The organism is Bradyrhizobium altum (genome assembly GCF_020889705.1).
GTDB classification, from domain to species: domain Bacteria; phylum Pseudomonadota; class Alphaproteobacteria; order Rhizobiales; family Xanthobacteraceae; genus Bradyrhizobium; species Bradyrhizobium altum.
The window spans coordinates 55,398-81,070 of sequence record NZ_JACMYP010000001.1 but is presented as its reverse complement, the minus strand read 5'-3'; the positions used below and the strand labels follow the sequence as shown (position 1 = coordinate 81,070).

The window sequence follows — 25,673 nt, the reverse complement described above, 5'->3', positions numbered from 1 at the left end:
ATCGCTCCATGCGCCGGAACGAGGGTTGCTCAGCTCACTGCGGCAGCGAGAACACGGTGAGCGTTCCGCCGAGCGCGGTGTAGTTGCTCAGCGCTGCGTAGCCGCCGACTGCACCGAGACCGGCCGTCGGATCAGTCAGACCGGCCGCGAGGCCGATGCCTGCCCAACCGCCAACACCCGACAGCACGGCGACGTACTGCCTGCCGTCGTTCTCATAGGTGGTGACGTTGCCGATGATGCCGGACGGAGTCTTGAACTTGTAGAGCTCCTTGCCCGTCTTGGCGTCGACTGCCTTCAGGTAGCCTTCCAGCGTGCCGTAGAACACCACGCCGCCGGCGGTCGCGAGTGCACCCGACCAGACCGAGAACTGCTCCTTGTTCGACCACACGATCTTGCCGGTCTTGCCGTCCCAGGCGATGAAGTTGCCCATGTTGGTCTCACCGGGAGGCGGATACATCGACAGCGTCGCGCCGACATAGGGCTGACCTGCGGTGTAGCTCACCTTGAACGGCTCGTAGTCCATGCAGACGTGGTTGGTCGGCACGTAGAACAGCTGCGTGTCCGGCGAGTAGGCCGCCGGCTGCTCGTCCTTCGAACCCAGCGCCGCCGGGCAGATGCCCTTGACGTTGTGATCTTCGCCGGCCTTGTCGGTCGACGCTGCGTCAAGAACCTTCGGACGACCATAGGTCGGCGAGCTCTTGTTCATGTCGACGCCGGAGGTCCAGTTCACCTTCGGATCATACTTCTCGGCGACCAGCAGTTCGCCGGTGGCGCGATCGAGCGTGTAGCCGAGGCCGTTACGATCGAAGTGCGTCAACAGCTTGCGTGCCTTCCCGTCGATGCTCTGATCCGAGAGGATCATCTCGTTGACGCCGTCATAGTCCCATTCGTCATGGGGCGTCATCTGATAGACCCACTTGGCAACGCCGGTATCCGGGTTACGCGCCCAGATCGTCATCGACCACTTGTTGTCGCCGGGACGCTGCTTCGGATTCCAGGTCGAGGGGTTGCCCGATCCGTAATAGACGAGGTTGAGTTCGGGATCGTAGGAGATCCAGCCCCAGGTCGCGCCGCCGCCGATCTTCCACTGATCGCCTTGCCACGTCTTCAGGCTCGAGTCCTTGCCGATCGGCTTGCCAAGCTCGGTGGTCTTGTCGTCGACCAGGATCTGGTCATCCGGACCTTCCGAGAAGCCACGCCAGACCAGCTTGCCGGTCTTGAGATCGTAGGCCGTCATGTGGGCCTGGACGCCGAACTCGCCGCCGGAGATGCCGACCAGGACCTTGTCCTTGACGACCATCGGCGCCGACGTACCGGTCGATCCCTTGCTCGGATCGCCGTTCTTGACGCTCCACTCCACCTTGCCGGTCTTCGCATCGAGCGCGACCAGCGTGGTATCGGCCTGATGCAGGATGATCTTGCCGTCACCATAGGCGACGCCGCGATTGACCGTGTCGCAGCACATCACCGGAATGACGTTCGGATCCTGCTTCGGCTCGTACTTCCAGACGATCTGATTGTCCTTGGAAAGGTCAATAGCGTAGACCTTGTTCGGGAACGGCGTATGCACGTACATCATGTTGCCGATGATCAGCGGGCCGCCCTCGTGACCGCGCAGCACGCCGGTCGAAAACGTCCACGCTACCTGCAACTTTCCGACGTTCTGGGCGTTGATCTGATTCAGCTTCGAATAGCGCTGATTGGTGTAATCGCCGGTCGGCATCACCCAATCTTTCGGGTTCTGCGTCATCTTGTGGAGTTCGTCATTGGCGTTGGCAGCTCCGGCGGCGAACACCGCTATTGCCCCAAGGCTGGTCGCGTAAAGCAGCTTGCGCATCGTGGATTTCCTCCCAGGTTCATGAGCTCAAGGGTTTCCGCCGAAACGGCCCCACTTCTTCCATTTTGGTACCTCACTGGTAGTCCTATCGAACCGCGCTGACTTGCCCAGCAGCGAAGCGCCGTTTGCTCAGAAGCGAAGCATCGTCAGATTTTTGCGGTCGGGCCGCGAATTGGCAGGTAAAGCTGCTTCATGTTGCAGGGCAACGTCTTCAGTGCCGTTCCTGCGTCGGAGTAGAACCGGCCCAAGGTTGCGCTTGACGCGCCCAGAACTAAGTCGGAGGATCACCCGACATTATCCGGGAAGAAGTCCCGCCGCCTCCCTAAGCTGTTCAGAATCAGGGAGAAGGCGCATCATCCCGGGCCAGATTTCAGCTCGATGAGCAGTCACGTTGGGGATCGAATCGGTGGCTGGAAAGATGTCCGATACAGTCCATTCACTCAGCACGAACGGATTGACGCCCAAGCGGCAGATCCAGCGCTGGTCGGATGCGCTCACTGACCTGTGCGGTCAGTTCGACGTCGATGCGCTGGAAGGATCCTCGCTCGAGGGCCGGATCAATTTCACGACGGTATCGCGACTGAAGCTGTGCCAGATCGAGGCAAGCCAGCATCGCATCGCGCATACCGTCTCGCGCATCAGGCTGAGCGAGCATCCCTACATCAAGATCGTTTTCCAGACCCACGGCGTCTCGCATTTCGAGCAGGACGGTCTGCACTTCGACATCATGCCGGGCGACTGCTTCGCCTACGACGTGTCGTGTCCGCACACCATCATCAGCCCGTCCCTGACGCGTCACGAGGTCGTCATCGTTCCGAAGGACCTGCTCAAGGAGCGCGGCTTCCAGCTCTCCAAGATGGCGCCATGCAAGCTCTCGGCGCGCAACGGCACCGGCCGCATCGCCTATGATTTCGTGCATGCCGCGTTCGGCGAAGCGCCGACGCTGACCCCGGTCAACGCCGTCGGCGTGGCCGATGCGCTAATCGACCTGCTGCTGCTGCCGCTGCGCGAGACCGGCGCGATGTTCGACCGCGGCAGCGCCGAGGCGACCTATGTGCGGGCCCAGGGCTTCATCCGCGAGCATCTGCGCGATCCCGATCTCTGCATCGACCGCATTTCCGCGGCGCTCGGCTGCTCGAAGCGCTATCTGCACATGCTGTTCAGCGATCGCGGCATGACGGTCAGCGACTACATCTGGAAGGCCCGGCTGCAAAATTGCCGGCAGGAGCTGGAATCCCAGAGCGGCAAGACCATCACGGACGTCGCGTTCTCCTGGGGCTTCTCGAGCTCTTCGCATTTCAGCCGCGTATTCCGGAAGTATTTTGGCATCGCCCCCTCCTCCGTGCACAAGGGTCTGCACGGCGGCATGCCGGTCGATGTGGTACTGGAATAGCGATTCGCCTGGCGTGCAGGCGCCATGCCATGCCGTCCATCAAGCTATCCTCAATCAAACTTTCCTCAATCAAGGCTTGGGCGCGCAACCTGAAACGAGACAGCGTTGCGCTGTATTTCGCGTCACGTGATCCGCGCGTACCGTGGTACGCAAAGGCGCTCGCCGTCGCCATCGCGGCCTATGCGCTCTCGCCTATCGATCTGATTCCGGATTTCATCCCGGTCATCGGCTATCTCGACGATCTGATCCTGCTGCCGTTCGGCATCTGGCTTGCGATCTCCCTCGTTCCGGATGAGGTGATGGCCGAATGCCGCGCTAATGCCAGTGCCGTCTTGCAGCGCCCGATCAGTCGAGCGGGAATGATCGCAATCATCGTGCTCTGGATCGCCGGCGCACTCGCGCTGGCATGGGCCGTCTTCGCATACTGGCCGCGAACCGCGCGCTAAGCCTGCGCGGCCTTTGGCACCAGCGCCTCGACCGTCACGCCATCATCGCTGGAATTGATCTTGAGCGTGCCTCCGAGCGCGAGGATTCGCTCCTGCATGCCGGTCAAACCGCGGCCAAGCCGGTGATCCCTGAGCAAGCCGCGGCCGTTGTCGCGGACGCGCACCAGCGCGCAGCCGCGGCTGCCGCGCGGGCCGGTCTGCCGCTCCGCAGGCTCGATCGTGATATCGACTGCCGTTGCGCCGGCGTGGCGGAACACATTGGTGAGCGCCTCCTGGACGATGCGATAGATCGTCAGATCGGCCGTCTCGCCGGTCTCGCCGAGATCAGGCGATATGCTGCTTTCGATCTCCACCTCCGGGTGGGTCTCGCCCCACAGCCGCACCAGCGCGCCAAGCGCTTCCGCAAGCCCAAGCTCCGCCAATCCCACCGGCCGCAATCGCTCTAGGATGCGGCGAGTGAACTGCTGAAGCGCGTTGACCTGCTCGAGGATAGCGCTGCCGTGCTTGCGTAGCGCAGCAGGATCGGGCTTTTCGACCTCCGACAGCCGCGTCAGCGCGCCGGCATGCGCGCGCAGCGCGAACAGATAGGGCCCGAACTCATCGTGCAATTCGCGCGCGATCTCCTTGCGTTCGGAATCCTGCAGCGAGACCGCACGTTCGGCCAGTTGCCGCTTGCTGTCCACCGCTTCGCCAAGGGTCGCCGCCAAATGGTTCAGTTTGGCACAGATCGCAGCCAATTCAGGCGATCCGCTGGGCTCGACGCGCGCGTCGTAATCCCCGGCCTCGATACCGGTCATGGCCTGCGACAGCGCTTCCAGCGGCGCAAGAGCGCGGCCGACCACCAGCATGGTCACCAGCAGCAGCGCCACCGCGATCGCGGAGCCGACCTCGATCTGGGTGACGATGCCGTCCCAGATCTCGGCCATTTCGTCGTCGGGATGCGAGGTGATGACAAGCGATTGCGGCTTGCCGTGAACCGAGATCGGCACCCGCACCGAGGTCTGCTCGGGATGAACCAGCGCGACGAACCACTCAGGCGGGGCGCGTGGATCGCCTGCCTCCTCCAGGCGCTCGGCAGACTTTGCGGTCGCGTCATCCTGTCGCGTGATGCTGACATGGCGCAGCCGGCTCAGGTCCTGGACAATCTGGTCGAGCCGCCCATCCGGATCCGGCGCTTCGTCGAGACCGGCCACCATCGTTGCAACAAACTCGCGCGCCAGCCGGATCACGCTCTGGTCCTCGGCCTGGACACGCGGCCCGGCTTCCAGCACGAGCCGCGCAATATTGATGCCCAACCCAAGCGCCAGTATCAGCGCCAGCAGCAGGTTGATCCGTGCGCGCAAGGATAGCTTTTGCCACATGACGGTGCCCCCGACCGCGATCCCTCCTCCGAGAGGATCGTTGACAGCCAAATTTGCCCGGCTATCTAATCGCACCCTATCGCAATCTCGTGCGAGGTGCACAACCGGTCGGAACCGAGGTGTTCTTCGTGCAAATCGATGTAACGATGAGCTAGTCGAAGCAGGTCGCCGGAACAACGCCATGCGCATTCTGATCGTTGATGATCATCCCATCGTTGCTTCCGGCTGTCGCACCGTGTTCGCCGACGATCCCGAGATCATCCTGCTGGAAGCTGCGGATGCCGAAAGCGGCGAACGCGCCTTCATCACGGAAAAGCCCGATCTCTGTGTGATCGACATCAACCTGCCGACGGTCTCCGGCTTCGAGCTGGCCCGTCGTATCCTGACGCGCGATGCATCCGCGCGCCTCATCATGTTCAGCATGAACGACGACCCGGTGTTCGCCGCCCGCGCCATCGACATCGGCGCCAAGGGCTACGTCTCGAAGACCGGCGATCCCAACGATCTGGTGGAGGCCGTGCGTGAGGTCGGCAATGGCGGCGTCTACCTGCCGCCGGCGATCGCACGCAACGTCGCCTTTGCGCGGCCGGGCTTTGCGCAAAATCCGCTCTCCAAGTTGACCTCGCGCGAGATGGAGATCCTGCGCCTGCTCAGTTCCGGCAAGAGCCTGTCGGAGATCGCCTGGCTGGTGCATTCGTCCTACAAGACGGTCGCGAACACGTCATCGATCATGCGCCAGAAGCTTGGCGTGCGCACCTCGGCAGAGCTGGTGCGCCTCGCGATCGAGAGCGGCGTCGGCTGACGTCGCGCTCCAACACAGAGGAATATGGCAATGCAGACGGTTTCCCAGAACAAGTCGCATGGCGGCACGCAAGGCGTTTACCGGCATCCAAGCCGCGAGACCAAGACTGATATGACCTTCTCGGTGTTTGTCCCTGATCATGCGGTCGGCGCCAAGCTGCCTGTCGTCACCTATCTGTCGGGCCTGACCTGCACGCACGCCAACGTCACCGAGAAGGGTGAATTCCGGCAGGCCTGTGCCGAGCTCGGCCTGATCTTCGTTGCACCCGACACCAGCCCGCGCGGCGAAGGCGTCCCTGGAGATCCCGCCAACGCCTACGATTTTGGCCTCGGCGCAGGCTTCTATGTCGATGCGACCGAACAACCGTTCGCGACCAATTACCGGATGTGGAGCTATGTCACCGAGGAATTACCAAAGCTGATTGCCGAGCAATTCCCGGTCGACACGGCGCGACAATCGATCCTCGGTCACTCCATGGGCGGACATGGCGCGCTGACGGTGGCGCTGCGCTATCCCGATCGGTATCGCGCGGCCAGCGCGTTTGCGCCGATCGTGGCGCCATCGCAGGTGCCGTGGGGCAACAAGGCGTTGGGCGGCTATCTCGGCAGCGACAAGCAGGCGTGGCGCAAGCAGGATGCCGTCGCATTGATCGAGGACGGCGCCCGCTTCTCCGATCTGCTGGTCGACTATGGCGATGCCGACGGTTTTCTCACCGAACAGCTGCGGCCCGAGCTCCTGAAGGCCGCCTGTGAGAAGGCCAACATCCCCCTCACCTTGCGGCGTCAACCCGGCTACGACCACAGCTATTACTTCATCTCGACCTTCATGGCCGATCACCTGCGCTGGCACGCCGCGCGGTTGAAGGCTTGAACCAGTCTCTCCCCGTCATCCTGAGGAGCGCGTAGCGCGTCTCGAAGGATGCACGGCCCGGCTGGTGGCCGTCGACCCTTCGAGACGCGCGCAATGAGCGCGCTCCTCAGGATGACGGAGATAGACTGCCGTCCCGCCATCAACGCGAAGAACTGTTCTACCGTGCTTGCGGCGCGCCGTAGTTCGGCGCGAGCAGGCGGTTGCGCACGAGGTAATCGGTGGCGCACGACCAGGATTCGTCGGTATTGCCGCGCATGTCGGCGCTCACTGCCGCCACCAATTGTCCAGCATGTACGTCGCGCAGATAGAGATTGATGTTGAGGATCAGGTTGGAGACCTTCTGCACCACGCCGGTCATCGCGAGGTCAGCGCCTAGCTCGCCGACCAGCTTCACGTCGCATCCGCCGCAGGCCTGAAGACTGCTGCCGTGCGCCGCAGCATTGACCGGCGCGATATCGATCACGTGGAACCTGCCGGAATCTGCAAGCTCCTTGCGCACCTGATCGCCGGTGCGCAGCAACCGCGTCTGTTCGTCGGTCCGCGGTCCGTCGACCTCCCCTTGAAGGCTGGTGTCGATCATCTCGAGGTCGAACACCGCAAGCTTGGGCGGTTCGGCGCGTGCCGCCGCGGACATCAGCAGCAGATACATGACGAAGACGAACGCTGATCTCATGATTGTGAACCAATCGAAATTTGGTACCGCGCAACGACAAAAAGCGGGGTTGCAAGCCAGGCCAATTCCGGCATCTTGCACGTCAACGCATGGCCCAGAAAAGCGGAAGCCGCTTTTCGACAATGCCATGCCGAGTGAAAAATGACTACGGGAGGAGTTATGTTCCGATGGCTGATCGGCACGTTCGCGCTCAGCATGGTGGTAACCGGAGCGCTGGCGGCTGATCCCGTCGAGGTCCATATCGGCTATCTCGGCCATGCCGGCATCAAATCGACGCTTTCGCTGGTCGAACAGCCGGCCGACAATGACGGCATCGCCGGCGCACGCCTTGCGATCGAAGACAACAATACGACCGGAAAATTCCTCAACCAGCGCTTCGTGCTCGACGAGATCAAGGTCAAGGACAGCGACGATGTCGCCAAGGTCGCGACCGATCTCGCCGGCCGCAACGACTATATCATCACCGACCTGCCCGCCGACGCCCTGCTCAAGGTCGCCGACGCGCTGCGCGATCACGGCACCGTGCTGCTCAATGTGGGCGCGATCGACGATCGCCTGCGCGAGCAGGACTGCCGCGCCAACGTGATCCATGTCGCACCAACCCGCTCGATGCTGGCGGATGCACTTGGCCAGTACCTGGTGTGGAAGCAGTGGAAGCGCTGGCTGCTGGTGACTGGCTCGCATGATCAGGACAAGCTCTACGCCGACGCGCTGCGACGCGCCGCGACGCGCTTCGGCGCCAAGATCGTCCAGGAACGGACCTTCGAGGACACCGGCGGCGCCCGCCGCACCGACTCTGGCGTGACGCTGATCCAGCGTCAGATGCCGGTATTCACGCAGCAGGCGCCGGCTTACGACGTGCTGGTCGCCGCCGACGAGAGCGAGGTGTTCGCGAACTATCTGCCCTACCGGACCTGGGACCCCCGTCCCGTGGCCGGCTCGGCGGGCCTGGTGCCGACCAGCTGGGACGCGACGCATGACCAATGGGGCGCGGTCCAGATCCAGAACCGCTTCGTCAAGCTGAACATGCGCCGCATGACGGCGCTCGACATGCAGGCCTGGACCGCTGCGCGCATGATCGGGGAAGCCACCTCCCGCACCAATTCGGGCGATCCCAGGAAGGTCATCGCCTTCCTCAAGAGCAAGGATTTCTCGATCGCCGCCTTCAAGGGCACGCGATTGACCCTGCGAGACTGGAATCTGCAGCTCCGCCAGCCGATCCTGCTGGCCGATGGTCGTATGGTCGTTTCGGTCTCGCCGCAGGAAGGTTTCCTGCATCAGGTCTCCGAACTCGACACGCTCGGTGTTGACCGGCCTGAAACGAAGTGCAAGCTGCAGTGAGGGAGATGAAACGCATGTGGCGCCGCTGTCTGTTGACCGGGATGCTGGTTTGGCTTGCCGCGACACCGGCGTCCGCCTTCGTTGCCTACGTCTCCAACGAGAAGGGCAACACCGTCACGGTGATCGACACCACCAGCTGGACGGTGACAAAGACCATCAAGGTCGGCCAGCGGCCGCGCGGCATCGAATTCTCGCGCGACGGCAAGTTCGTGATGGTCGCGGTCGGCGACGACGACACGATCCAGGTGATCGATACCAAGACCCAGGAGATCGTCGACACCCTGCCCTCCGGCCCCGACCCGGAATTCTTCACCCAGGATGCCGCCGGCAAGACCATGTATGTCGCCAACGAGAACGACAACACGGTCACCGTGATCGATCTCGAGAAGCGTGCCCGGCTCGGCGACATCCAGGTCGGCGTCGAGCCCGAGGGCATGACGATCAGCCCGGACGGCAAGATCCTGATCAACACGTCCGAAACCACCAACATGGCGCATTTCATCGACACGACGACGCGCCAGATCGTCGCCAACGTGCTGGTCGATTCGCGGCCGCGCTTCGCCCAGTTCAAGCGCGACGGCTCCGAATTGTGGGTTTCCTCCGAGATCGGCGGCACGGTGTCGATCATCGATCCGGTCAAGCGCGAGGTGACCGGCAAGATCACCTTCGAAATCCCGGGCCTGCGCAACGAGGCGATCCAGCCCGTCGGCATCGGCATGACCAAGGACGGCAAGACCGCGTTCGTTGCACTCGGCCCCGCCAACCGCGTCGCGGTGGTCGACGGCGCGACCCACAAGGTCCTCAAATATCTGCTGGTCGGCCAGCGCGTTTGGCACATGGATTTCACGCCCGACGAAAAATATCTGATGGTCACCAACGGCGTCTCGAACGATGTCTCGGTGATCGACATCGCAGCCCAGAAGGTGATCAAGACCATTCAGGTCGGCGAACTGCCCTGGGGGATCACGATCGCGCAGCCATGACCGCAACCGACGCCCATATCGCGAGCCAGCCCTTGCCGGATACAGGCCCTGTAGCGGCCGTGCCGCCGGCGCTGTCGATCGGCAATGTCAGCCACAGCTACGGTCCGCGGCGCGCCCTGATCGACATCAACTTCACGGTTCAGCCTGCGAGCTTCACCGCGTTGCTGGGCCTCAACGGCGCAGGCAAGAGCACCTTGTTCTCGCTGGTGACGCGACTGTTCGGGATCCAGAACGGCCAGATCAGGATTTTCGGCCACGACATCAGCCGGACGCCGGGTGAAGCGCTGCGGCTGATGGGCGTCGTGTTTCAGCCGCGCACGCTCGACCTCGACCTCTCGCTGACCCAGAACCTGCTGTATCACGCCGCGCTGCACGGTATCTCGCGGCGTGAGGCGCGGCTGCGCAGCGCCGAGGTGCTCGGCCGCATTGGTCTTGCCGACCGCGCCACGAGCAAGGTGCGCGATCTCTCGGGCGGCCAGATGCGAAGGCTCGAAATCGCCCGCGCGCTGCTGCACCGTCCGCGGCTGCTGCTGCTCGACGAGGCCACCGTCGGGCTCGACGTCAAGGCGCGCGCCGACATTCTCGATCATGTCCGCCAGCTCGTTACTGAACAAGGCATCGGCGTGCTCTGGGCGACGCATCTGTTCGACGAGATCGTGCCGGGCGACGACCTCGTCGTGCTGCATCAGGGCCGGATGCTGGCGCACGGCCCGATGTCGCGCGTGATCGCGGACGCCGGCGCCCAGGACGTCAACACCGCATTCATGCGCCTGACCGGAACGGCAACCCTCGCCGGAAAACCGCCAACATGAGCAGCACGACGGTCACGCCTGAGCGAAGCGGCTTCTCGGTGTCGGAATACATCGTCTGCCTGAACGGCATCGTCTGGCGTGAGGCGCTGCGCTTCCTGCATCAGCGCGAGCGCTTCGTCTCGGCGCTGGTCAGACCGCTGGTCTGGCTGTTCATCTTCGCGGCCGGCTTCCGTCAGGTGCTCGGCATCTCGATCATCCCGCCTTATGAGACCTACATTCTCTACGAGGTCTATATCGCGCCCGGCCTGATCGCGATGATCCAGCTCTTCAACGGCATGCAATCGTCGCTGTCGATGGTCTATGACCGTGAGATGGGCAACATGCGAACGCTGCTGGTCAGCCCGCTGCCGCGCGGCTATCTCCTGTTCTGCAAGCTGCTCGCCGGCACGGCGGTGTCACTGCTTCAGGTCTACGCCTTCCTGCTGATCGCGTGGTTCTGGGACATCACGCCGCCGAACATCGGCTACCTCACGGTGCTTCCGGCGCTGGTGCTGCCGGGCTTGATGCTCGGCGCATTGGGCATGCTGATCTCGGCCAGCATCAAGCAGCTGGAGAATTTCGCCGGCGTGATGAACTTTGTCATCTTCCCGATGTTCTTTGCCTCGTCAGCCCTGTACCCGCTCTGGCGCGTGCAGGAAGGCAGCCCGATGCTGTATTATGTCTGCCAGTGCAATCCGTTCACGCATGCGGTGGAGCTGATCCGGTTTGCGCTGTATGGCAAGATGAACTGGGTTTCGCTCGCGGTGGTCGGCGGCTGCACGGTGGTGTTCATGATCGGCGCGATCCTGGCTTACGATCCATCGCGCGGCCTGGTGCGCCGCGGACCCGGCGGAGGCGACGCATGACAGGCTGGCGGCCAGCACTCGGCGCGCTGCTCGCGATGGTTCTGTCGAACCAGGTCGCGTTCGGTGCCGACCCGCGTTACCCGGACTGGCCGTGCGCGCAGGCCAAGGTGCCCGAAATCTCGCTCGCCGCGGTCTGGGCCGGGCCGCCGCTCGGCGACGCCGAGACCAAGTGGAGAGACGATCCGAAGGTCAGCCAACTTGCGACCAAGCTCGCGGCGCGCCGCGTTCCGCTCGAGGATGCGCAGAAGGAGATCGCCGAATTCCTGTCGGCCGCCGCGGCCGACAAGGCCAATGCGGGAAAGCTGCTGTTTGCGGGCCTGTTCGATACGCTCAACGGTCAGCGGGCCTCGGTCATGAACGGGCTGGAGCGCGTGATGCGCAAGCAGCGCGAGGCCGCGGAAAAGATCCGCGCCGATACGATCGCGCTGCAGGCGCTGCAGGATGCCACGCCGCCGGACCTGGCCAAGGTCGACGAGCTCGGCAATCAGCTGGTCTGGGAGACGCGGATATTCGAGGACCGCGGACGCGTGGTGAAATTCGTCTGCGAGGTGCCGACCATCATCGATCAGCGGCTGTTCGCGCTCGGCCGCACCATCCAGCAGGAACTGGATTGAGGCCAGCGACCGAGCCCGCCCCCCGGGGGATCATTAGCGCGCAGCCGGAACAAACTGCCCTGCCCGCTCGTTGTCTCCAACTATATCTGAAGTTGGGAGACCTCGATGAGAGCAGCCAAGATCGTCATGACCAGCCTCGCCGCCGCGAGCCTGATCACCACAGCGGCTTTGGCCCAGCAATCCATGTCGGGAATGGTCACCAAGATTGACCGACTGAGTGGAACCATCTCGATCCAGCAGACGCAAACCGGCACGGTGGGCGCGGCCGGCGGCGCCATTCAGGAATACAAGGTGGCCAAGGGACAGTCGCTGGAGGAGCTTCACGCCGGCGACAAGGTGACGTTCACCACCACGGACGGCGACGGCGGCAAGACCATCAACAAGCTCGACAAGCAGAAGTAGCTCGCTAGAGCATTTTCCTGGCCGCGTGAGGACGGCTTACTGCTCGCCCTCGCGCGGCTCGGGCTCCACATCCGCCAGCGGCAGATTGGCGCGCCCCCACCCGTCGGTTCCCTCCGGATACCACGCCACCCTGCGGTAGCCGTAGGAGAGCACGCGCTTGGCGGCGTTCCACGACATCCAGCAGTTTTCCTGGCAGTAGATCACCAGCAATCTGGCCTTGTCGTCGCCGGAGGCGCGGACCAGGCCGCGTCGCATATAGTCCTCGGTCGATGCGGCGAGCTTGCCGTAGCCGGTGTCGGGCAGCCAGATGCTGCCGGGAATATCGCGATGCGGCCGCTCGCGCCACACCGTGCCGGCGGGCAGATTCGGCTTCGGCGCGCGCGGCAGCACGTCGACGAAGGTGCCGGACTTGTTGCGCCAGATCTCTGCCGCTTCCGCTGTCGTGAGCACCCGTGCGCCGGCAAGCGTTGCCGGCACCGCCGTGCGATAATCCTCGGTGCGATACCCCTCGGGCTCTACGGGCTGGTCCTGCGCGCGGACATGCGAAGCGGCGAGCAATATCACCGCAAGCATGGCCGCGAGCCTGATCATGGCGATTTGGTCGCGGTCTCCGGCCCGATCGGACGGTCGTTCTCGTCGAGCAGCGGAACGCCGAAGTCGAGCAGTATCTTGTTGATCGCCGGCTGGTTCTCCTGGATCAGGCGATTGAGCTGCCGCTTCCAGTTCTGATCGGACGCTCGCACGCCCATGCCGATGCGATAGACCAGCTTCGGTCCCGTGGTCTCCTTGAGCAGCGGCGTGACATGCAGCGGCGGGTTTGCCTTCTTGGCATAAAAGCCGGCCATCGGCCCCCACAGGATGCCGGCGTCGATCTCGCCCTTTTCAAGGTCGTTCATCATCGCCTCGGCCGAGGAATCGTAGCGCGTGTCGATCATCAGCGGATATGGCTTCGCATTGGTCATCAGGCCGTTGATGGCCATGTTGGTCGCGGGCGGCGTTCCAGCGACGATGCCGATATGCTTGCCCTTCAGCCGCTCATCCTCGAGCGTGGTGACTTCATCAAGTCCACTGCCCGGCTTGGCGACGATCGCATAGGCCGTGCGGTAATACGGATTGGTCCCTTGCGCGAGGTCGTCGCCTTGCGGAAAGCCCATGATCACGTCGCAGCGATGCGAGCCGAGCGTGATCCGCACGAAGCCGGTCGCCTGCGGGAAATACATATAATCGAGCTTCTTTTGCAGCTTCTCGGCGAACAGCTCGCCGATCTTGTTCTCAAAGCCCTCGCCCTTGTCATTCGAGAACGGCAGGTTGCGCGGATCGGCGCAGATGCGAAGCACCTTGGGATCGACCAGCTCGATGGAGAGTTCGCTCTGCTCGTTGACCTGCGCACGCGCGATGTCGCGGCCGGCGAAACAGACGATGAAGCCGGCAAGCGCGAGCAGAACAGGACGGCATCCGATAACTCTCATCGCGCGGTCTCCTCTTGATCGGACAGATTGCCGCCATCCACCGATTGCCCGGCGCACCATGGCGTGCAACAGGGATAATGATCGCGACGGTGCCGCGTTGCTTGTTGCAGCGCAAACTGGAGCGCGACGACATCGATCGCGCGTCCCGGAAAAACTGAGGCGGAAACATGGCTCATGGCGGTTCGGTGCTTGCGCTGCTCCTGATGCTTTGGGCGCCGACCATAGCGCGGGCTCAAGAGGCGGAATTGCCTGTGAGCGAAGTCGCCCCCGGAATATTCGTTCACACCGGGGTCACTGCATTGATGACGCGCGACAACGAAGGCGCCATCGCCAATGTCGGCTTCGTGGTCGGCGACAGCGCCATTGCCGTCATCGACACCGGTGGCAGTGTCCGCGAAGGACGGCGATTGCTCGCCGCGGTGCGCAGCCATAGTGACAAGCCGATCCGCTATGTGATCAACACCCACGCGCATCCGGATCATAGCTTCGGCAACGCGGCGTTCGCGGCTGACGGTACCAGCTTCGTCGGCCACAAGGCCCTGCCCCGCGCGCTGGCGACACGCGGGCAATTCTATCTCGACGGCTTTCGTCGGACCATGGGCGATGCGTTGATCGACGAGGTCCGCATCATTCCGCCGACCGTGCTGGTCACGGACACGCTGAAGCTCGACCTCGGCGGACGGACCCTCACCTTGAAGGCATGGCCACCCGCCCACAGCGACAACGACCTCACCGCGTTCGATGAGCGCACCGGCACCCTGTTCGTCGGCGATCTGGTGTTCCTCGAGCATATTCCGGTGGTCGACGGCAGCCTCAAGGGCTGGCTGCGTGCGCTCGACGATCTCCAGGCTATTCCTGCCGAGCGCGTGGTTCCTGGTCACGGACCCGTGAGTGCGTCGCCTGCAGCGCTTGCCGACGAGCGGCGTTACCTTGAGACGCTGGCCGCGGACGTCCGCGCGCTGGTCGCAGGCGGCAAGCCGATCACGGCCGCGGCGGAGCATGCCGCGGCAGCCGAGCGGCCGCGCTGGCAATTGTTCGACGATTACAACGCCCGCAACGCAACTGCAGCATTCTCGGAAATTGAATGGGAGTAGCTGTTGGTCCTATAATGACGCGGCTGCATAGGATCTCGCGAACATGACTGGACATCGCGCCCGCCTGCTTTGCATCGCCAGCCTTCTTGCGATCGCGCTGGGGACACACGCTGCGCCCGCGGCTGAGACCTATGATCCCTGGCCGGGTCTCGTCCAGGACATCTTCAGCAATCGTCCGATGAATGACGGCAACGATATCATCGGCATCGAGATGCCGGCGCGCGCGGAAGACGCCGCAATCGTTCCGGTGACGCTGCGCACCAAGCTGCAGCCTGGCGATAGCCGCCGCGTCGTCGCGATCACGCTTGTGATCGACGAGAACCCGGCGCCGATGGCCGCGAAGTTCACGCTGGGGCCGGACGCCAACGTCACCGAGATCTCGACCCGCGTCCGCGTCAACAACTACACCAATGTGCACGCCGTCGCGGAGCTCAGCGACGGCAAGCTCTATGTCAGCAAGGTGTATGTGAAAGCATCCGGCGGCTGCTCGGCACCGGCCGGCAAGAACGTCGAGGAAGCGAAGAACCGGCTCGGCCAGATGCGTTACCGGCAATTCACAAAGTCCGAACAGGGGCCGGCGACGAGCACACGGGAGGCCCAGATCATGATCGGGCATCCGAATAATTCAGGCCTGCAGATGGACCAGGTCACGCAGCTCTATATCCCGGCCTTCTTCGTCAATGAGCTGCACATCTGGCAGGACGACAGTCCGGTGCTCACGATGGAGGGCGGGATCTCGATTTCCGAGGACCCCAACATCCGCTTCACTTACGTCTCGAATGGCGCCAAGCATTTCCGTGCCGAGGCCAAGGACACCGACGGGCACGTCTTCGGCCACGAATGGAAGGTCGAGAATCCCGGGACCTGACGCGTTCGCGATCCCACGATCAACGCTAGAAACACCTCACTTCGGCCTCGGCCTGCGCACGCCTGAGGTCGTTGAGCGCGTTGGCGGCCTGCTCGGACGAGCGGAACTGGCCGCCCAGATTGCCGCGCACCTGCGCCATGCTCAGCACAGTCTCGGCAGTGACGTAGCGATCATAGGGGATGATCGAGGCGACCACGTCGATCGAGCAGGAACATTGTTCGATCGACTGCCGGGATTCGCCATTGGACTTCATGCAGCCAAACACATATTCGGCCCGCGCCGAGGTCGGATAGTCATTGATCTCCTGGGCCCGCACGCTGACGGCCGTCCCGCCGAGCACCAGGACGGCGACAATCGGTCGTAGCATGCCAGCTCCTGCCATGGTCCTGCTTCCTCTTCTCTTTCCGCAAGCTATGCTATGGATGTTGATCAGAAAAGAAAACATTCGGGGAAGTGGCTCAAGAAACGATGATCATCTCTGTACGCACGGTGTTGGCTGCGGCAGTTCTGGCGGTCATGCAGTTCGGCACCTCGTGCAACGCGGAGACCATCCGCGTTGCAGCGCAGAAGACCGGAACGCTGGCCTGGGAACTGGCCGTCATTCGTTCCCATGGTCTCGACAAGAAGGCCAATCTGTCGATCGATGTCGTCGAGCTCGCCAGCCCCGAGGCCGGCAAGATCGCGCTGCGCTCCGGCTCGGCCGACGTCATGGTATCCGACTGGCCCTGGGTGTCGCGCGAACGCTCGCTCGGCGCCAAGCTGCAGTTCTATCCGTACTCGAGCGCGCTGGGCGCTGTGATGGTCCCAGCCGCCTCACCGCTCAAGACGCTGGCGGACCTCAAGGGGCGCAAGCTCGCCATTGCCGGCGGTGCGATCGACAAGAACTGGCTGCTGCTGCAGGCCGCATTGAAGCAGGATGGCGTCGACCTGAAGTCGCAGTCGACCATCGTCTACGGCGCGCCGCCGCTGCTGGCCGCCAAGGCCCTCGGTGGCGAGATGGACGCGACGCTCAACTACTGGAATTTCTGCGCGGCGCTTGAAGCCAAGGGCTTTCGCCGGCTCGCCGGCATGGAGGAGGTCCTGCAAAAGCTCGGCAGCAAGGGCCGCATCGCGATGATCGGCTACGTGTTCGACGAAGCCTGGGCCAATGCCAACAAGGATCTGGTGGCCCGCTTCATCGCCGTGACGCGTGCCGCGAAAGAGATTCTGGCGACCTCGGATGCCGAATGGGACACGATTGCGCCGCTGACCGGCGCGCAGGATGCGGCGACGCTGCGCGCTTATCGCGACCGCTACCGCGAGGGTATCCCACGCCGTCCGATCGCTGACGAAGAGGCTGATGCTCGCGTGCTCTACCGGGTGCTGGCGCAGCTCGGCGGCCGCGATCTCGTCGGCACCGCGACCGAGCTCGATCCCGGCACGTTCTATCAAGCGATCCCGGGAGACTAGCGGTGCTGCGCCTCCTGTCATTCGCGCTGTTCATCGCGACCTGGTGGATTGCCTCGCTGTTGATCGGCGATACCAAGCTGCCGGCGCCGCCGGCGGTGCTGTCGGTCCTCATCGCCGAAGCGCGATCGGGCGCGCTGTTCGTCAATCTCGGCGCAACGCTGGCGCGTGTCGCGCTGGCCTTCACCCTTGCCATGGCGCTCGGCTCGGCGATCGGCTATCTAATGGGCCGCGTGTCGCTTGCCAATCGCCTTGGCGATCCCTGGCTGATCCTGCTGCTCAACCTGCCGGCACTGGTCGTCATCGTGCTGGCCTACATCTGGGCCGGGCTGACCGAGGTCGCCGCGATCACGGCCATCGCCATCAACAAGCTGCCGACCGCGGTCGTCACCCTGCGCGAGGGGGCCCGCGCGCTCGATCCTGCGCTCGACGAGATGGCAACGGCCTTTGCCTTGCCGCGCGGCCGCGCCTTCCGGCATGTGGTCCTGCCGCAGCTTGCGCCCTACATTGCGGCCGCTGCGCGCTCCGGGCTGTCGCTGGTCTGGAAGATCGTGCTGGTCGCAGAATATCTGGGCCGCCCCAACGGCGTCGGCTTCGAGATCGGGGTCGCCTTCCAGCTGTTCGACATCCCCCTGCTGCTCGCCTACTCGCTGAGCTTTGCCGGTGTCGTGCTCGTCATCGAGACCTTGCTGGTGCAGCCGTTTGAAACCAGGCTAACGCGGTGGCGGCTCCGTGCAGCTTGAGGTCAATATCACAGGCAAGAGCTTTGCGAGTGCGGCCGGAAAGCGGCACGACGTGCTCGACAACGTCACCTTCACGTTGAACGCCGGCGAGGTTGGCGTGCTGTTCGGACCGTCGGGCTGCGGCAAGAGCACCCTGCTGCGGATTCTCGCCGGGCTCGACGCCAACTACCAGGGCCATATCGCGCGCTCCCCGGGCATGCGCCTCGGCATGGTGTTTCAGGAGCCGCGGCTGTTGCCCTGGCGCACCGTGGAGGAGAATGTGCGGATCGCCGCACCGCATGTCGACGACGGCACGCTGTCGGCGCTGTTCGAGGTGCTCGAATTGAGCGTGCACCGCAACCATTTTCCCGGTGAGCTGTCGCTCGGCCTCGCCCGCCGCGTCGCGCTCGCCCGCGCCTTCGCCATCGAGCCGGACTTCCTCATCCTCGACGAGCCGCTGGCTTCGCTCGACAATGCACTTGCGGGGCGGCTGCGCGACCAGATCGCCACGCTGGTAGCCAGCCGGGAGATGATGACGCTGCTGGTCACCCACGATCTCGACGACGCAGTCCGCCTCGGCGACCGGCTGTTCTTCCTGTCGCCGCGACCGGCTCGAATCCTTCACGTCGAAACCATCGCCGCGCCGCGCGCGGTGCGCGGCGAGCCGGAGATCGACGAAATCAAGCGGCAGCTCTCACAGTTGGACCTTGCAAATATGTGAGACGCCGTCATCCTTGGACGAAAGCGTAAGGGAGAGGTTGGATGGCGCGTGCGTTGATTGCTGTTGCTGTTGCGTTACTTGTCCTGCCGGCGACAGCGCTCGCCCAAAGCAAGGGCAAGGGCATACGGCTGTGGAATCTGACCAGCGCCACGATTTCGAGCTTCGAGCTGTCACCGGCGGGCAAGAACGAGTGGGGCCCGAATCAGACGCTCAACGACAAGGACAAGGAAGTCGACCACGACGAACGCTTGCGGATCACCGGCGTCGAGCCCGGTCGCTACGATGCCAAGGTCGGCTACAGCGGCGCCAGGCAGTGCTTCGTTCGCGACATCGAGATCAAGGCCGATGCCGTGTTTTCGGTGTCCGACAAGGATCTGAATGACTGCAACAAATAGCAGCTAGCCCGCCGGCGGTTTGCCGTCCGTGCTGGCGCGATCGTTGGTGTGTGGATATTCGCACCGCCATCGCACCGCGGTCCATTTCGGATGTTCGCCAACCCATTGCGCGATGTAAGGCGGCGCGGCCATGGCGCATTGCTGCAGCGAACCGTTCCAGTTGAACACCAGATGCTGCTCCTCGCAGGTGGCGGGCGACAGCACGGCACAAACAGTGACGATCAGATCAATCGGGTTCATGCGCGATCCCTAGGCGTGCTCATGAAATAGATAGCACGATGGAATACGTAATCAGCCAGGTCAGGGTTTCACAGGCCCGTGACAAGGCCTGGGAATCCGGCTCTAGAAATTCAGACCGTACACCAGCCGCGCCTGGTGACGCTCGAAATTGACCAGATCGAGGGCGGCATTGCTGCCGGCCCGCTGCCCCCAGGCCTGGACGCTCCAGGTCGCGGTCAGGCGCGAGCGCTCCGAGAGCTGGAAATAGGCGGTGGGACCGATGAACAGCGCCTGCCCGGACAGCTCGTCCAGGCCGATCCCCTCATACTTCCTGAAATAGCGCGCTTCGCCGCCGATCAGGATATCCGGCCTCACCCTGGCCATCAGCCCAAACGCGACGCCAATCGTGGCATCCTGCTCTGCAGTGCCGGTGCGCGGCATCCGCGTCCATTCCGGCTCATAGCTGACGTTGAGGGCCGCCACCGCAAAATTCGGGATCACCTCGCGGTCGAATGCCACCGTGAGTTGGGTCCCGTAGCTGCGGACGGCCGCAGCCGTCGTTTCGTCGACGCGGCCGGCGCGTGTCTCCAACGCGACGGTCATGCTGAACGGCGCCGCCTCGCGATCGAGAAAGCGATAACGAAAATCGACCGAGACGCTCTGCCACGACAATTGGCGGCGATCGTCAAAGCCCGGGACGCGGTTGATATCGTACGCGCTGAACGACGTGCCGAGCTCGACACGAAAATTCGGCGCCGGAACGAGTTCAAGCTCCATTTCCTGATTGAGCGCGCGGTAGCGGCCGCCGTCCTTGGCGAAGCGCCCGGTGCTCTGGCTCTGGAATTCCCGCTCGCCGACGTCGCCCACATCGGACCCGATCATGAAGCCGAAGATGTGCTCGGTATCAAAACCCTCGGCGTAGGCGCCGAGCGGCAGCACCGCTGCGACGCCAGCAATCGCCGCGCACAGCACGCCCACCCAACGCCCTCGCTTGATTTCGAAACTCATCGTCCCCGGACCACCGCCTCAAGCCGCACTGTAGGACAAAGCAGGACGGCCCGCCAATCGCGCAGGTGGTCTCGATTTCAGCGCATTTATGGGAAGGATCTGCGGGAAATTGTAGCGGCGGCATCGCGGCCGCGAAAGACGCCTGCCGCGGCTCGATGCAGCAAGCCGCACGAGCCGGGCAGACTGTCTCGCGTTACTTGTCTCGGATTACTTGCGCGCTGCGCAGGCGTACATGTTGATTTCCATGCCGACCGGCACTTCGACGATCTTCGGTGTTTTCCAGGCCATTTCCTTCTCCCAAGTCTAAGTTGGCGCAAGCGTCGCGCCGCGCGGCAAGCTAGGGCTGGCTGTTCCAGGGCGCAAGCCGGCCGGGTAAGGACCCGACTTCGCTGCTGGGCATGCCGAAGCGGACGATGGCTCGCTGACGTCCGCCCGGCTTTGAAACGGCTGGGAAACCCCGACGCTGATCTGTCAGGCATTTTCCGGCTGCCGGGCGGCGACGCACCCATAAGCAGACCCGATTGCGCCGGCCGAGTCTTGCCCAAGAGCGAAATCGCAACTTTTTTGTTATGCGCGAAATCCAGCACCGATAGGCGGAATCCGCCCGACACGATTCGCAGGCACGGACCTATTTGAGTAGGCGCAGCAGCGCGCGGCCGGCGCGCGACTTCAACTCCTTCGCATCCAGCGTCCCGTCATTGTCGGGATCGGCGGCCTTGAACCGCTGCTCGACGACCGCGAGATACTCGTCGAGCGTCAGGGTGCCGTCGTGATCTGGATCCGCCTTCGCCAGTTCTTTCGCGGTCAGCCGTCCGCGCAATTCGCGGATGTCGAGCGTGCCATCATGATCGGGATCGAGCTTCGCGAACAGATCGGCGGCGGCCTTCTTGGCCTCGGCAAGGTTGCCGTCATTGTCGGGATCGAGCATCTTGAGCGCGCTGCCACTACCCGATGCGGCCAGAGCGGAACCTGACAGCACGGCCACGGCCAAAGTCAAAGCAAGCGATCGGCGCGAAATCATCATTGGTCTCCCTTGAGTGCGCTCCGGCAAGGATACGGAGCGCGCCCTGCGATCGAAGCTACCATAGCAGCTTCGACGAGGCTTCCCACAGCCAGAGCAACCAGCGAGACCTGTCGGGTTTCGGGTGGAAAGAAACCGCCTCGCGGATCATCTGTGACGTTCGGATGGCATTGCACCGGAACGAGCGAGGTGACCCATGAGCGATATTTGCAGGACCACGTTGGGCTGCCTCATTGCGCTCGGTCTGACCGCACCTGCGTCCGCGCAGAACAGGACCCCTGCACCATCGGCAGAGGGTGTCCAGCAGCGCACGCTCACCGGCAAGGAGCGGCTCGGACGCAAATGGACCGACGAGCAGCGCATCGACAATTGCAATGTGCCGCCGGACAAGCGGGGCACCAAGCCACGTGCGAGCGCCTGTCCGCATGCGCCGTCGAGCTGACCGAACCGTTCGCGCTGCGGCATAGCGGCGAGTCACACGTGGCGTTGTGTATTCCATGCCACGGTAAGCTACGGGCGTATCAGCAAAAACCTGAAGCTTTCGACCGGCCTCCGGAGGCTGGCTGGGGTTCGTTCACGTTTTCGTATTGACCCGTTTTGGTTTCAGGGGGATGGTTCCGTCCGCAACGTCAGGAATAGGCGTGCGGAAAAGGTTCATTGGGAGGATATGATGAGACGCATTGCGCTGGCCGCAAGCCTCGTGATTCTTGCATCTTATGGTGCAAGCGCTCAGACCAACGAGCAGTTGGTCAAGGGTGCGACTGATACAGCGAACGTTCTCAATTATGGAATGGGCTACAATCTTCAGCGCTTCTCGACGCTGAACCAGATCAACAAGGACACCGTCAAGAATCTGGTCCCGGTCTGGAATTACAGCCTGAACGACGACCGCAGCGAGGAATCGCAGCCGCTCGTCTACCAGGGCGTTCTTTACGTCACCACCCACAATGCCACGATTGCGATCGACGCCAAGACCGGCAAGCAGATCTGGAAGACCAAGGTCGAGTATCCCGCCGAGACGCCGCGTATCGTCTGCTGCGGCATCATCAATCGCGGCGCCGCCTTGTATGACGGCAAGCTGTTCCGCACCACGCTCGACGCCAATGTGATCGCGCTCGATGCCAAGACGGGCAAGGAGCTGTGGCGCGAAAAGGCTGCGGACATCAAGGAAGGCTACTCGATGACGGTGGCGCCGCTGGTCGCCGACGGCGTCGTGATCACCGGCATCTCCGGCGCCGAGTTCGGCACCCGCGGCTTCATTGACGGCTGGGATCCCGCGACCGGCAAGCGCCTCTGGCGTACCCACTCGATCCCCACTCCGGACGAGCCCGGTGGCGACACCTGGAAGGGCGACACCTGGAAGCTGGGCGGCGGGTCGACCTGGATCACCGGCTCCTATGATGCCGAACTGAACACCGTGTATTGGGGCATCGGCAACCCCGGACCGTTCAACTCCGCGGTGCGTCCGGGCGACAACCTCTATACCTGCTCGGTGCTCGCACTCGATCCGAAGACCGGCAAGATCAAGTGGCACTACCAGTTCTCGCCGAACAATCCGTTCGACTATGACTCGGTGGCCGAGATGGTGCTCGCCGACATGAATGTCGAGGGCAAGCCGACCAAGGTGCTGATGGATGCCAACCGCAACGGCTTCTTCTATGTGCTCGACCGCACCAACGGGAAGCTGCTCGCGGCCAATCCCTATGTGAACGTCAACTGGGCCACCGGAGTTGACTTGAAGACCGGGCGGCCGATCGAGACCGACGTCGTCAAGGATGCACGTGAGGGCAAGAAAGTCACGGTCTACCCGTCGATCCTCGGCGGCAAGAACTGGGAGCCGATGTCGTTCAATCCGCAGACCGGCCTCGCCTACGCCAACACGCTCGCCTTCGGCGGAAAGTACAAGTCCGAACCGGTGACGTTCAAGCAGGGCGAGTGGTATCTCGGCATGGACCTCACCGATCCCTGGGAATGGGGCACCGGACCGCGCGGCCATCTCAAGGCGATCGATCCGATGACCGGCAAGGCGAAGTGGGAAGCGCCGAGCGATATTCCGCGCTTCTCGGGCGTGCTCTCCACCGCGGGCGGCGTGGTGTTCTCCGGTCAGCTGACCGGCGAATTCGAGGCGTTCGACGCCGACACCGGCAAGAAGCTCTGGCAGTTCCAGACCGGCTCGGGCATCGAAGGACAACCCGTCACGTGGCAGCAGGACGGTGTGCAGTATGTCGCCGTCACCTCGGGCTATGGCGGCGTCTACTCGCTGTTCTCTGGCGACGAGCGGCTTGCCAAGGTCCCACCCGGCGGCTCGCTGTGGGTTTTCGCGGTCAAGAACTGAGCGCGGAGCACACGTGACTGAGAGAGTAATCCTATTGACGGCGGCGATCTTCGCCGCCGTCGCGGCGGCCTTGATCACGCCGATCCCGGCAGCCGCAGAGCAAACCAGTGCAATCGACCTTCAGGGTCAGGCCGACCAGGGCAAGGTCACTTACGCCAAGAACTGCTCGCATTGCCATGGGCCCAACATGGTCAACTCCGGCACCATCACGCCGGACCTGCGCGCATTTCCCGACGACAAGACACGCTTTGTGACCACCGTGAAGCAAGGCAAGAACGGCAAGATGCCGCCCTGGGCCGACATCCTGAGCGAGCAGGAGATCGCCGACGTCTGGGCCTTCCTGTCGAGCCGGAGGACCCCATGAGGGCGCCCGTGAGAGCCCTCCGGGCGGGCGCCGCGGCAGCCTTGCTTCTCGCCATGACGGCGGCAGCGCATGCGGCCGACGCGCCGCTCAAAATATGCCTCGACGAGGATCTCCCGCCGTTGTCTGCGCATCAACGCGGCAAGCCGGATGCCGGGTTCGACGTCGCGCTCGCGCAGACCATCGCCGGGCGGCTCGGACGGCCGCTCAAGATCCAGTGGTTCGAGAGCAAGCTCGACGAGGATTCGAGCCCCGCGCTGGAAGCCAATGCGTTGCTGTCGGACGGGCGATGCTCGCTGGTCGGCGGCTACGCCCTCACCACGGACTCGCTGAAGACGCCGGGCGTCGCGACGGCCAAGCTGCCGGACTTCGATGGCGCCACGCGCGACGATCGCCGCCGGCGGATCCCGATCGGCGTGCTAGCGCCAAGCCAGCCCTACATCTATTCGCCGATGACCGTCGTGCTCGGTCCCAAGGCCAAGGACAAGCTCAAGGACCGCAAGGTTACCGATATCGGCGATCTCGCCGGCCTTCGCCTGACGATCGAAAGCGGCACGCTGGGCGATGCCATCCTGATGACCTTCGACAAGGGAAGGCTGATCGAAGACATCACCCACCTTGTTCCCGGGCGTAGCGACCTGTTGGGAGAGCTCGAGCGCGGTGAATTCGACGCCACCCTGCTCGACCTGCGCCGGTTCGACGCCTACCGCGCCGATCATCCCGACACCAGGATCACGGCCTCGGATTATTACTATCCGATCGGCGCCAACCGCGGTTACGTTGCGCTCGAAGCCGAGAAGGCGCTGCTGGAGGCCGTCAACAAGGTGCTGTCCGACCTGCAAGCCAAAGGCACTATCGCCGAGCTTGGCAAGACCGCAGGTCTTACCTGGCTCGCGCCGCGCGAACCGATCGTTCTCGGCGATGTCTGGCTGAAGATCCTGAACCGATGACGCCGGGGACAGACGGCTATCGCAGATAGCTCGCCAGGTTCATGCTCTGGATCTTGGAGATCGCCGAATAGGACGCCGTCAGCTGCGCCTGATAGGTCGAGAGCTGCGCCGTCACCGCCGCGACGTCGACGCTGGTGAGGTTGGTCGACAGGGTTTTCGCAAAATTCTGGTAGTCGCTCTGGTCCGTGCTGGCGGTCTCGATCTGCGCCGCCGAGGTCGAGAGCTTTGCCTGCACGGTCGACGTTGCATCCAGCGCAGTGCTGGCGAGGTCGAGCGCCTGCGAGACATCGCTCGACGACAACGTCGTGCGGTTGCCGACGTATTTCAACAGCCGCATGACCTGCTCGAAGGCCGGATTATCAGCGGTGACGCCGTAGGAAACCGACTGGCTGTCCGACACGCGCACCGATGCGATCTCGCTGTCACCCTTGTAGTAGCTGGTGTCTGATGCCGTCAGCGAGCCCGTGCCGGTGTCATAGCTCGACAGATCGGATCAGATCGACATCCAGACAATGGAGTACGGTCAGTATCAGCCGATACTATCGCCAACGGAGAGCTGGCCCCGCGGCGTTGGCAAGGCGTGGTACAGGAGCGTAGGCCAGGCTCGCATTCAACTTTCCGCCCAACCCAACACCACCCCATTGTCCAACGACGAGCGCGTCGTCGTCCCCTCCACAAAATGCGC

30 protein-coding genes and 1 pseudogene are annotated in these 25,673 nt (G+C 63.4%); 20 read left to right on the top strand and 11 right to left on the bottom strand.

Features of this window, described 5'->3' with window-relative positions; translation table 11 throughout:
* Positions 1 to 34: 34 nt before the first annotated feature.
* Positions 35 to 1,837, bottom strand: a complete 1,803-nt coding sequence (xoxF5, locus tag H8B02_RS00350) for a lanthanide-dependent methanol dehydrogenase XoxF5 (protein WP_229163965.1) — start codon at positions 1,835 to 1,837, stop codon at positions 35 to 37.
* Between the two features lie 418 nt (positions 1,838 to 2,255).
* Between xoxF5 and H8B02_RS00345 the strand changes: the two genes are divergently transcribed.
* Both H8B02_RS00345 and H8B02_RS00340 read left to right on the top strand, forming a co-directional pair.
* A complete protein-coding gene (locus H8B02_RS00345) occupies positions 2,256 to 3,230 on the top strand; it encodes a helix-turn-helix domain-containing protein (protein ID WP_229163963.1) in 975 nt (324 codons plus the stop codon).
* Between the two features lie 29 nt (positions 3,231 to 3,259).
* Positions 3,260 to 3,676: a YkvA family protein gene (locus H8B02_RS00340; RefSeq protein WP_229163961.1), complete on the top strand. Its 417-nt coding sequence runs from the start codon at positions 3,260 to 3,262 to the stop codon at positions 3,674 to 3,676.
* Here H8B02_RS00340 and H8B02_RS00335 read toward each other — a convergent pair.
* On the bottom strand, positions 3,673 to 5,037 hold the full coding sequence (locus H8B02_RS00335) for a histidine kinase (RefSeq protein ID WP_229163959.1): 1,365 nt from the start codon (positions 5,035 to 5,037) through the stop codon (positions 3,673 to 3,675). The two genes, H8B02_RS00340 and H8B02_RS00335, sit on opposite strands and share 4 nt — an antisense overlap.
* A 181-nt stretch (positions 5,038 to 5,218) precedes the next feature.
* On the opposite strand from H8B02_RS00335, the gene H8B02_RS00330 reads away from it, so the two are divergent.
* Both H8B02_RS00330 and fghA read left to right on the top strand, forming a co-directional pair.
* Positions 5,219 to 5,839, top strand: a complete 621-nt coding sequence (locus tag H8B02_RS00330; RefSeq protein WP_229163957.1) for a response regulator transcription factor — start codon at positions 5,219 to 5,221, stop codon at positions 5,837 to 5,839.
* A gap of 24 nt (positions 5,840 to 5,863) precedes the next feature.
* A complete protein-coding gene (gene fghA, locus H8B02_RS00325) occupies positions 5,864 to 6,709 on the top strand; it encodes an S-formylglutathione hydrolase (protein ID WP_229163955.1) in 846 nt (281 codons plus the stop codon).
* Positions 6,710 to 6,866: 157 nt separating this feature from the next.
* Here the strand turns inward: fghA and H8B02_RS00320 are convergent, their stop codons facing one another.
* The gene (locus H8B02_RS00320; protein WP_229163954.1) at positions 6,867 to 7,382 is read right to left on the bottom strand and encodes a DUF3280 domain-containing protein; all 516 of its coding nucleotides are present in this window, start codon (positions 7,380 to 7,382) and stop codon (positions 6,867 to 6,869) included.
* A gap of 159 nt (positions 7,383 to 7,541) precedes the next feature.
* Between H8B02_RS00320 and pedA1 the strand changes: the two genes are divergently transcribed.
* The 6 genes from pedA1 (at position 7,542) to H8B02_RS00290 (ending at position 12,379) form a co-directional block, all read left to right on the top strand.
* A complete protein-coding gene (gene pedA1 / locus H8B02_RS00315; RefSeq protein WP_229163950.1) occupies positions 7,542 to 8,723 on the top strand; it encodes a lanthanide ABC transporter ABC transporter substrate-binding protein PedA1 in 1,182 nt (393 codons plus the stop codon).
* 5 nt (positions 8,724 to 8,728) lie between these two features.
* Positions 8,729 to 9,706 carry a YVTN family beta-propeller repeat protein gene (locus H8B02_RS00310; RefSeq protein ID WP_229163949.1) on the top strand — a complete coding sequence of 326 codons (978 nt, stop codon included), beginning with the start codon at positions 8,729 to 8,731 and terminating at the stop codon, positions 9,704 to 9,706.
* The gene (pedB, locus tag H8B02_RS00305) at positions 9,703 to 10,518 is read left to right on the top strand and encodes a lanthanide ABC transporter ATP-binding protein PedB/LutE (RefSeq protein WP_229163948.1); all 816 of its coding nucleotides are present in this window, start codon (positions 9,703 to 9,705) and stop codon (positions 10,516 to 10,518) included. The genes H8B02_RS00310 and pedB overlap by 4 nt, the downstream gene beginning before the upstream one ends.
* Positions 10,515 to 11,363, top strand: coding sequence for a lanthanide ABC transporter permease protein PedC (pedC, locus tag H8B02_RS00300; protein ID WP_229163942.1), 849 nt, complete (start codon positions 10,515 to 10,517; stop codon positions 11,361 to 11,363). The genes pedB and pedC overlap by 4 nt, the downstream gene beginning before the upstream one ends.
* Positions 11,360 to 11,977 carry a hypothetical protein gene (locus H8B02_RS00295; RefSeq protein ID WP_376711576.1) on the top strand — a complete coding sequence of 206 codons (618 nt, stop codon included), beginning with the start codon at positions 11,360 to 11,362 and terminating at the stop codon, positions 11,975 to 11,977. Before pedC ends, H8B02_RS00295 begins: the two co-directional genes overlap by 4 nt.
* A 105-nt stretch (positions 11,978 to 12,082) precedes the next feature.
* Positions 12,083 to 12,379 carry a copper-binding protein gene (locus tag H8B02_RS00290; RefSeq protein ID WP_212310304.1) on the top strand — a complete coding sequence of 99 codons (297 nt, stop codon included), beginning with the start codon at positions 12,083 to 12,085 and terminating at the stop codon, positions 12,377 to 12,379.
* Between the two features lie 36 nt (positions 12,380 to 12,415).
* Here H8B02_RS00290 and H8B02_RS00285 read toward each other — a convergent pair whose 3' ends face one another.
* Positions 12,416 to 12,970, bottom strand: a complete 555-nt coding sequence (locus H8B02_RS00285) for a PQQ-dependent catabolism-associated CXXCW motif protein (protein ID WP_229163940.1) — start codon at positions 12,968 to 12,970, stop codon at positions 12,416 to 12,418.
* The gene (locus H8B02_RS00280; protein ID WP_229163933.1) at positions 12,967 to 13,848 is read right to left on the bottom strand and encodes a substrate-binding domain-containing protein; all 882 of its coding nucleotides are present in this window, start codon (positions 13,846 to 13,848) and stop codon (positions 12,967 to 12,969) included. The genes H8B02_RS00285 and H8B02_RS00280 overlap by 4 nt, the downstream gene beginning before the upstream one ends.
* 203 nt (positions 13,849 to 14,051) lie before the next feature.
* Between H8B02_RS00280 and H8B02_RS00275 the strand changes: the two genes are divergently transcribed.
* On the top strand, positions 14,052 to 14,942 hold the full coding sequence (locus tag H8B02_RS00275; protein ID WP_376711579.1) for a quinoprotein relay system zinc metallohydrolase 2: 891 nt from the start codon (positions 14,052 to 14,054) through the stop codon (positions 14,940 to 14,942).
* Between the two features lie 43 nt (positions 14,943 to 14,985).
* On the top strand, positions 14,986 to 15,810 hold the full coding sequence (locus H8B02_RS00270; RefSeq protein ID WP_229163931.1) for a quinoprotein dehydrogenase-associated SoxYZ-like carrier: 825 nt from the start codon (positions 14,986 to 14,988) through the stop codon (positions 15,808 to 15,810).
* A gap of 25 nt (positions 15,811 to 15,835) precedes the next feature.
* On the opposite strand, the gene H8B02_RS00265 is transcribed toward H8B02_RS00270, so the two are convergent.
* The gene (locus H8B02_RS00265; protein ID WP_376711575.1) at positions 15,836 to 16,177 is read right to left on the bottom strand and encodes a hypothetical protein; all 342 of its coding nucleotides are present in this window, start codon (positions 16,175 to 16,177) and stop codon (positions 15,836 to 15,838) included.
* A 149-nt stretch (positions 16,178 to 16,326) separates the two neighbouring features.
* Between H8B02_RS00265 and H8B02_RS00260 the strand changes: the two genes are divergently transcribed.
* Genes H8B02_RS00260 through H8B02_RS00245 form a run of 4 tightly spaced genes read left to right on the top strand, consistent with a single transcriptional unit; the run spans position 16,327 to position 19,094 of the window.
* Complete coding sequence (locus H8B02_RS00260) at positions 16,327 to 17,259, top strand: ABC transporter substrate-binding protein (protein ID WP_229164231.1); 933 nt, start codon at positions 16,327 to 16,329, stop codon at positions 17,257 to 17,259.
* A gap of 2 nt (positions 17,260 to 17,261) precedes the next feature.
* Positions 17,262 to 17,999, top strand: a complete 738-nt coding sequence (locus tag H8B02_RS00255; RefSeq protein ID WP_229163929.1) for an ABC transporter permease — start codon at positions 17,262 to 17,264, stop codon at positions 17,997 to 17,999.
* Entirely contained in the window at positions 17,989 to 18,699 is a 711-nt protein-coding gene (locus H8B02_RS00250) for an ABC transporter ATP-binding protein (RefSeq protein ID WP_229163928.1), read from the top strand. Before H8B02_RS00255 ends, H8B02_RS00250 begins: the two co-directional genes overlap by 11 nt.
* Before the next feature lie 41 nt (positions 18,700 to 18,740).
* On the top strand, positions 18,741 to 19,094 hold the full coding sequence (locus H8B02_RS00245) for a hypothetical protein (RefSeq protein WP_229163925.1): 354 nt from the start codon (positions 18,741 to 18,743) through the stop codon (positions 19,092 to 19,094).
* 3 nt (positions 19,095 to 19,097) lie between these two features.
* On the opposite strand, the gene H8B02_RS00240 is transcribed toward H8B02_RS00245, so the two are convergent.
* The 4 genes from H8B02_RS00240 to lanM form a co-directional block, all read right to left on the bottom strand.
* On the bottom strand, positions 19,098 to 19,334 hold the full coding sequence (locus H8B02_RS00240; RefSeq protein ID WP_173637820.1) for a hypothetical protein: 237 nt from the start codon (positions 19,332 to 19,334) through the stop codon (positions 19,098 to 19,100).
* A 102-nt stretch (positions 19,335 to 19,436) separates the two neighbouring features.
* Positions 19,437 to 20,321 carry a DUF6662 family protein gene (locus tag H8B02_RS00235; protein WP_229163924.1) on the bottom strand — a complete coding sequence of 295 codons (885 nt, stop codon included), beginning with the start codon at positions 20,319 to 20,321 and terminating at the stop codon, positions 19,437 to 19,439.
* A 207-nt stretch (positions 20,322 to 20,528) separates the two neighbouring features.
* Positions 20,529 to 20,609, bottom strand: a complete 81-nt coding sequence (pqqA, locus tag H8B02_RS00230; protein WP_009031067.1) for a pyrroloquinoline quinone precursor peptide PqqA — start codon at positions 20,607 to 20,609, stop codon at positions 20,529 to 20,531.
* Positions 20,610 to 20,949: 340 nt separating this feature from the next.
* Positions 20,950 to 21,342 carry a lanmodulin LanM gene (lanM, locus tag H8B02_RS00225; protein ID WP_229163923.1) on the bottom strand — a complete coding sequence of 131 codons (393 nt, stop codon included), beginning with the start codon at positions 21,340 to 21,342 and terminating at the stop codon, positions 20,950 to 20,952.
* Positions 21,343 to 21,538: 196 nt separating this feature from the next.
* Here lanM and H8B02_RS00220 point away from each other — a divergent pair, with 196 nt between their 5' ends.
* The 4 genes from H8B02_RS00220 to H8B02_RS00205 all read left to right on the top strand — a co-directional run bounded on the left by H8B02_RS00220 (position 21,539) and on the right by H8B02_RS00205 (position 24,988).
* Positions 21,539 to 21,784 carry a hypothetical protein gene (locus H8B02_RS00220; RefSeq protein WP_229163922.1) on the top strand — a complete coding sequence of 82 codons (246 nt, stop codon included), beginning with the start codon at positions 21,539 to 21,541 and terminating at the stop codon, positions 21,782 to 21,784.
* 228 nt (positions 21,785 to 22,012) lie between these two features.
* The gene (locus H8B02_RS00215; protein ID WP_229163921.1) at positions 22,013 to 23,677 is read left to right on the top strand and encodes a methanol/ethanol family PQQ-dependent dehydrogenase; all 1,665 of its coding nucleotides are present in this window, start codon (positions 22,013 to 22,015) and stop codon (positions 23,675 to 23,677) included.
* A 70-nt stretch (positions 23,678 to 23,747) separates the two neighbouring features.
* Positions 23,748 to 24,041, top strand: a complete 294-nt coding sequence (locus H8B02_RS00210; protein ID WP_229164229.1) for a c-type cytochrome — start codon at positions 23,748 to 23,750, stop codon at positions 24,039 to 24,041.
* Between the two features lie 53 nt (positions 24,042 to 24,094).
* On the top strand, positions 24,095 to 24,988 hold the full coding sequence (locus H8B02_RS00205) for a substrate-binding periplasmic protein (RefSeq protein WP_376711578.1): 894 nt from the start codon (positions 24,095 to 24,097) through the stop codon (positions 24,986 to 24,988).
* 16 nt (positions 24,989 to 25,004) lie between these two features.
* Here H8B02_RS00205 and H8B02_RS00200 read toward each other — a convergent pair.
* A pseudogene (locus H8B02_RS00200) lies at positions 25,005 to 25,478 on the bottom strand (flagellin); the annotation flags it as partial.
* Positions 25,479 to 25,673 lie beyond the last annotated feature (195 nt).

Bases quoted from the DNA above. Each gene is read 5' to 3' on its own strand.
- H8B02_RS00285 (WP_229163940.1), bottom strand. From the start codon at position 12,970: ATGATCAGGCTCGCGGCCATGCTTGCGGTGATATTGCTCGCCGCTTCG.
- H8B02_RS00270 (WP_229163931.1), top strand. From the start codon at position 14,986: ATGACTGGACATCGCGCCCGCCTGCTTTGCATCGCCAGCCTTCTTGCG.
- pedC (WP_229163942.1), top strand. From the start codon at position 10,515: ATGAGCAGCACGACGGTCACGCCTGAGCGAAGCGGCTTCTCGGTGTCG.
- H8B02_RS00240 (WP_173637820.1), bottom strand. From the start codon at position 19,334: ATGAACCCGATTGATCTGATCGTCACTGTTTGTGCCGTGCTGTCGCCC.
- H8B02_RS00245 (WP_229163925.1), top strand. From the start codon at position 18,741: ATGGCGCGTGCGTTGATTGCTGTTGCTGTTGCGTTACTTGTCCTGCCG.
- H8B02_RS00280 (WP_229163933.1), bottom strand. From the start codon at position 13,848: ATGAGAGTTATCGGATGCCGTCCTGTTCTGCTCGCGCTTGCCGGCTTC.
- H8B02_RS00215 (WP_229163921.1), top strand. From the start codon at position 22,013: ATGAGACGCATTGCGCTGGCCGCAAGCCTCGTGATTCTTGCATCTTAT.
- H8B02_RS00260 (WP_229164231.1), top strand. From the start codon at position 16,327: ATGCAGTTCGGCACCTCGTGCAACGCGGAGACCATCCGCGTTGCAGCG.
- H8B02_RS00335 (WP_229163959.1), bottom strand. From the start codon at position 5,037: ATGTGGCAAAAGCTATCCTTGCGCGCACGGATCAACCTGCTGCTGGCG.
- pqqA (WP_009031067.1), bottom strand. From the start codon at position 20,609: ATGGCCTGGAAAACACCGAAGATCGTCGAAGTGCCGGTCGGCATGGAA.
- fghA (WP_229163955.1), top strand. From the start codon at position 5,864: ATGGCAATGCAGACGGTTTCCCAGAACAAGTCGCATGGCGGCACGCAA.
- H8B02_RS00340 (WP_229163961.1), top strand. From the start codon at position 3,260: ATGCCGTCCATCAAGCTATCCTCAATCAAACTTTCCTCAATCAAGGCT.
- H8B02_RS00220 (WP_229163922.1), top strand. From the start codon at position 21,539: ATGAGCGATATTTGCAGGACCACGTTGGGCTGCCTCATTGCGCTCGGT.
- xoxF5 (WP_229163965.1), bottom strand. From the start codon at position 1,837: ATGCGCAAGCTGCTTTACGCGACCAGCCTTGGGGCAATAGCGGTGTTC.
- H8B02_RS00275 (WP_376711579.1), top strand. From the start codon at position 14,052: ATGCTTTGGGCGCCGACCATAGCGCGGGCTCAAGAGGCGGAATTGCCT.
- H8B02_RS00205 (WP_376711578.1), top strand. From the start codon at position 24,095: ATGACGGCGGCAGCGCATGCGGCCGACGCGCCGCTCAAAATATGCCTC.
- H8B02_RS00265 (WP_376711575.1), bottom strand. From the start codon at position 16,177: ATGCTACGACCGATTGTCGCCGTCCTGGTGCTCGGCGGGACGGCCGTC.
- pedB (WP_229163948.1), top strand. From the start codon at position 9,703: ATGACCGCAACCGACGCCCATATCGCGAGCCAGCCCTTGCCGGATACA.
- H8B02_RS00310 (WP_229163949.1), top strand. From the start codon at position 8,729: ATGAAACGCATGTGGCGCCGCTGTCTGTTGACCGGGATGCTGGTTTGG.
- H8B02_RS00345 (WP_229163963.1), top strand. From the start codon at position 2,256: ATGTCCGATACAGTCCATTCACTCAGCACGAACGGATTGACGCCCAAG.
- H8B02_RS00330 (WP_229163957.1), top strand. From the start codon at position 5,219: ATGCGCATTCTGATCGTTGATGATCATCCCATCGTTGCTTCCGGCTGT.
- H8B02_RS00320 (WP_229163954.1), bottom strand. From the start codon at position 7,382: ATGAGATCAGCGTTCGTCTTCGTCATGTATCTGCTGCTGATGTCCGCG.
- H8B02_RS00235 (WP_229163924.1), bottom strand. From the start codon at position 20,321: ATGAGTTTCGAAATCAAGCGAGGGCGTTGGGTGGGCGTGCTGTGCGCG.
- lanM (WP_229163923.1), bottom strand. From the start codon at position 21,342: ATGATTTCGCGCCGATCGCTTGCTTTGACTTTGGCCGTGGCCGTGCTG.
- pedA1 (WP_229163950.1), top strand. From the start codon at position 7,542: ATGTTCCGATGGCTGATCGGCACGTTCGCGCTCAGCATGGTGGTAACC.
- H8B02_RS00290 (WP_212310304.1), top strand. From the start codon at position 12,083: ATGAGAGCAGCCAAGATCGTCATGACCAGCCTCGCCGCCGCGAGCCTG.
- H8B02_RS00295 (WP_376711576.1), top strand. From the start codon at position 11,360: ATGACAGGCTGGCGGCCAGCACTCGGCGCGCTGCTCGCGATGGTTCTG.